We start from the raw sequence: 3,515 nt of genomic DNA, 5'->3' as shown, positions 1-3,515 counted from the left end.
AAAAAACCCACAAGCCACAAATGAATTGTTGGGCTCGAGTTGTAAATAATAACTTCCGCGACGGTGTGCGCCACTCCTGATCCAATTGGCACTTCGATTGGTTTTATAGGGGAGTTTATTTTTACTGAACCTCACATCTCTGTAAATTCTGAATATTTTTGTTTTTTCAATTTCATCTAAACTATTGAGTTTGGTTGTTATTTCATTGAAAAATAATTTTAAATCATTCTCTTCTTTTTGAAACATTGCTTTGTTTTTATCAAACCAATTTCGAGAGTTGTTTTGCTTTAATTCCTCTAAAAATGTGAAAAGTGTAGGTGATATTTGCATAGATTTAGTTTATAACCATTTTTTGCGTTTAAAATAGATAAGTAACCCCAGAAAAACAAGAACCATAACAGCCCAAATTATGTGATAGCCATATTTGTAATGCAATTCTGGCATATTGTCGAAATTCATTCCATAAACCCCGGCAATGAAAGTCAGAGGAATAAATATTGAAGCCATTATGGTAAGAACTTTCATAATTTCATTCATCTTGTTTGAGACACTATTCATATATAAATCAAGTAATCCTGAAGCCGACTCTCTAAGTACCTCAATAGTTTCAATAACCTGAATTGTGTGATCATATAGGTCTCGTATAAACACTCTTACGTCAGGGTTTAAAAAGGATTCGTCTATCTTCTCAAACCTACTTATAACTTCTCTCAAGGGATAAACAGAACGTCTCAACTCTAAGGTTTCACGCCTTAAATGATGCAATTTAGCCAGCACGGATTCTTCCGGGTTGAGTAATAACTCTGTCTCAAGTGTTTCAATTTTTTCACCTACTGCTTCCAAAATTAAAAAGTAATGATCAACCACTGAATCAATTAAAGCATAAAGTAAATAATCAGAACCTCTTTTTCTGATAAACCCCTTTCCTTCAATTATTCTTTTTCTAACACCATGAAATACATCACCCGATTTTTCTTGAAAGGAAATTAAAATGTTTTTATGTAATATAAAGCTTAGTTGTTCATCTTCAATTTCATCTTGCTGATCAAGCATGACCATTTTTACAATTATGTGAAGATAGTCTTCAAATTCATCAATTTTAGGACGTTGACCCACACTCAAAATATCCTCTAAGGATAGTTTGTGCACATTAAGCTTACTACCGAGGGTTTCAATTACAGATTCGTCGTGAATTCCATCTATATTAATCCACAACGTTTTTGATGAAGTATCAATTAAACTATTTATTTCAACTATTGATTTGGGGTTATGTTCAATGACTTGGTGCTCGTCATATTCCATGACAGTATATTCAACTTCTTCCATTTTTTGGACTCCCGTGAAAATCAAACTTCCCGGGGCCAAACCCTGTTTAGCCTTTTTTTTATGTCGTTTTCTTCCCATTTAGTATCACATTTTAACTTTTTTAAAATTAAGGTATTTTAGTGATACTAATCAAGTACAAGTCAAGGAATTTATTGAAAGCTGTTTTTACAGAAAATGTTAATTGTGAAAACTTGGTTAATAAAGATTTTTGCAATGCCAAATAGCTGTTGTTCTTTTTAGTAGATTTGAAATTTATAAATGGGGGTATTTATGCGTAACTTTCTGATCGCTTTTTTATTTTTCCTTTTGTGGTGTTCAGTTGCTTTTTTATACTTTACAACTGATCTCTCAATTAGTGCAATTGAGTTTATCAGCAAACCTTTTTCTTCTCAGGTTAATCCTGATAATTTTGCAGAAAAAAAGGATACAACTATTTATAAAAGCCCTGTTAATGAATCACTGGAAAGTCTATCAAGCCTCGTTGAACCAAACCAAGCTAAACTTTCAATTGTTGATCCAAGCAATGAGCTTATAATCGAATTGGACTCCCTTTCAATTAAGAAAAATTTGGATTCGGTTTTTTTTCAAAAGCTATCTCTTACCTATTTTGAACCATTAGTTAAATATCTGTTTGACAACAAAGAAACAGGGATTATTATTTCAAGTGATTACAGTGCCAATGAAAAATTCATGACACCAAATATTGGTATTCAAAGAAGTCAATATATCAAAAATGAACTGGCAAAATTAGGAATTGACAAACAACGAATTAATCTTAAAAGTAATATTAAAGAAATTAAATATTCAAATGATGGTTTTTCAGCGGGTGGTATCAGCATAGAAACCTTTAAGTTATCTGAAAAAGACTTAATGGAAATTGAAAAAAATAAAGTGAGAAATTTTATTGTCTACCCAAGATTTACCTTTTCAAAAATTATTGTAAACAAAGAATTGAAGGAGTTTGCAAAAGAATTAAAGACTATCTTAACTGAAAATGAATCTTACAGTGTGAAAATAATCGGCCATACAGATAATATAGGAAGTAAAGCGGACAATTTTCAAATGGGTTTAAAATATGCACAACAAGCAGGGTGGTACTTAATCAACAGAGAAGGTGTAGACCCTAAACGGCTTACTGTACTTTCAAAAGGTGAAGAAAACCCAATAGATGACAATAACACAGTGGCTGGTAGAAAAAACAATTTGAGAATTGAATTTGTAATTGAATAAAATGGAAATTACACTCGAAAATATCCCTGAAACAAAATTTTTGATAGAAATCTTTATCTTGATGTTTGGTGCTTTTTTGATAGGGTATTTTTTTGGAAAAAGAAAAAAAGACTATAAAAATAAGCGTCAGTTTAAAGAGCCTGTCAATGTAAATGATATTGAAACTATCTTTAGCGAAATAAAGCCCGATATCATCAAGATTATTCAGAATCATAAAAACTCAACGTCAAAAGCAACTATTTCAAAAAAAAGCTCATTAAAACCTGTACTAAATTTTGAAAGTATTGGTTATGCTGATGAAATGGACAAAGATGATCTCACAAAGATTGAAGGAATTAGCCCTTTTATTGAAAATAAACTCAATCAGTTAGGAATTTTTTCATTTACTCAATTAAGTGGTTTTACAAAAGATGATATTGCCACGGTCACTCAATTAATTGAGTATTTTCCAGGAAGAATTGAACGTGATGACTGGATAGGTCAGGCTAAACAATTGGCAACAAAAAAAGCCGCATTATAATGCAGCTTTTTTGTTTTTATAAGTAAGATAATTTTAGTTATTACCTAAGATAATTGGCATTCCTTCCTGACCACTTCCGATTACAATCACCTTGCTGTTTGGTGATTTAGAAAGTTCAATTGTTGCTTGAATACCTTTTTCTTTTAATATTTTATCTGTTAAAGAAGCGTCTAATATTTCATTAGCAGCTGCTTTCCCTTCTGCGTCAATACGTTGTCTTTCTGCTTCTTGTTCTGCCTTTTGAAGTCTAAACTCATATTCTAACGCTTCTTGCTCTTGACTTAATTTACGCTCAATAGCTGCTTTAATAGTGGGAGGCAATTTCACATCTCTTACTAAAACTTCATTAAGTTGAACAAATTGACCTTCAAGAAGTCGGTTTGTTTCGGCAAAAATTTCTGTTTGTATAGCGTCTCTCTTACTTGAGTACAATTGTTCA

The 3,515-nt window shown here is 31.6% G+C and carries 5 protein-coding genes; 2 read left to right on the top strand and 3 right to left on the bottom strand.

Features of this window, described 5'->3' with window-relative positions; genetic code table 11:
* Positions 1-330 (bottom strand): DUF2461 domain-containing protein (locus AACY61_RS10550; RefSeq protein WP_339611544.1); only part of this gene is annotated, 330 nt, incomplete at its 3' end.
* Positions 331-339: 9 nt separating this feature from the next.
* On the bottom strand, positions 340-1,404 hold the full coding sequence (corA, locus tag AACY61_RS10545; protein WP_339611543.1) for a magnesium/cobalt transporter CorA: 1,065 nt from the start codon (positions 1,402-1,404) through the stop codon (positions 340-342).
* A gap of 192 nt (positions 1,405-1,596) precedes the next feature.
* Here corA and AACY61_RS10540 point away from each other — a divergent pair, with 192 nt between their 5' ends.
* Both AACY61_RS10540 and AACY61_RS10535 read left to right on the top strand, forming a co-directional pair.
* Complete coding sequence (locus AACY61_RS10540; RefSeq protein WP_339611542.1) at positions 1,597-2,556, top strand: OmpA family protein; 960 nt, start codon at positions 1,597-1,599, stop codon at positions 2,554-2,556.
* A gap of 1 nt (position 2,557) precedes the next feature.
* Entirely contained in the window at positions 2,558-3,076 is a 519-nt protein-coding gene (locus tag AACY61_RS10535) for a hypothetical protein (RefSeq protein WP_339611541.1), read from the top strand.
* Between the two features lie 33 nt (positions 3,077-3,109).
* On the opposite strand, the gene AACY61_RS10530 is transcribed toward AACY61_RS10535, so the two are convergent.
* The coding region (locus AACY61_RS10530; protein WP_339611539.1) for an SPFH domain-containing protein at positions 3,110-3,515 on the bottom strand (406 nt) is incomplete at its 5' end.

Origin of the sequence: uncultured Planktosalinus sp., from assembly GCF_963973675.1 — a bacterium.
GTDB lineage: Bacteria > Bacteroidota > Bacteroidia > Flavobacteriales > Flavobacteriaceae > Planktosalinus.
Note: the sequence above shows the minus strand (reverse complement) of the source record. Positions and strands in the feature narration are given on the sequence as shown.

What these genes read in the sequence shown, in the direction of transcription:
- corA (WP_339611543.1), bottom strand. Translation starts at nt 1,404, where the DNA reads ATGGGAAGAAAACGACATAAAAAAAAGGCTAAACAGGGTTTGGCCCCG.
- AACY61_RS10540 (WP_339611542.1), top strand. Translation starts at nt 1,597, where the DNA reads ATGCGTAACTTTCTGATCGCTTTTTTATTTTTCCTTTTGTGGTGTTCA.
- AACY61_RS10535 (WP_339611541.1), top strand. Translation starts at nt 2,558, where the DNA reads ATGGAAATTACACTCGAAAATATCCCTGAAACAAAATTTTTGATAGAA.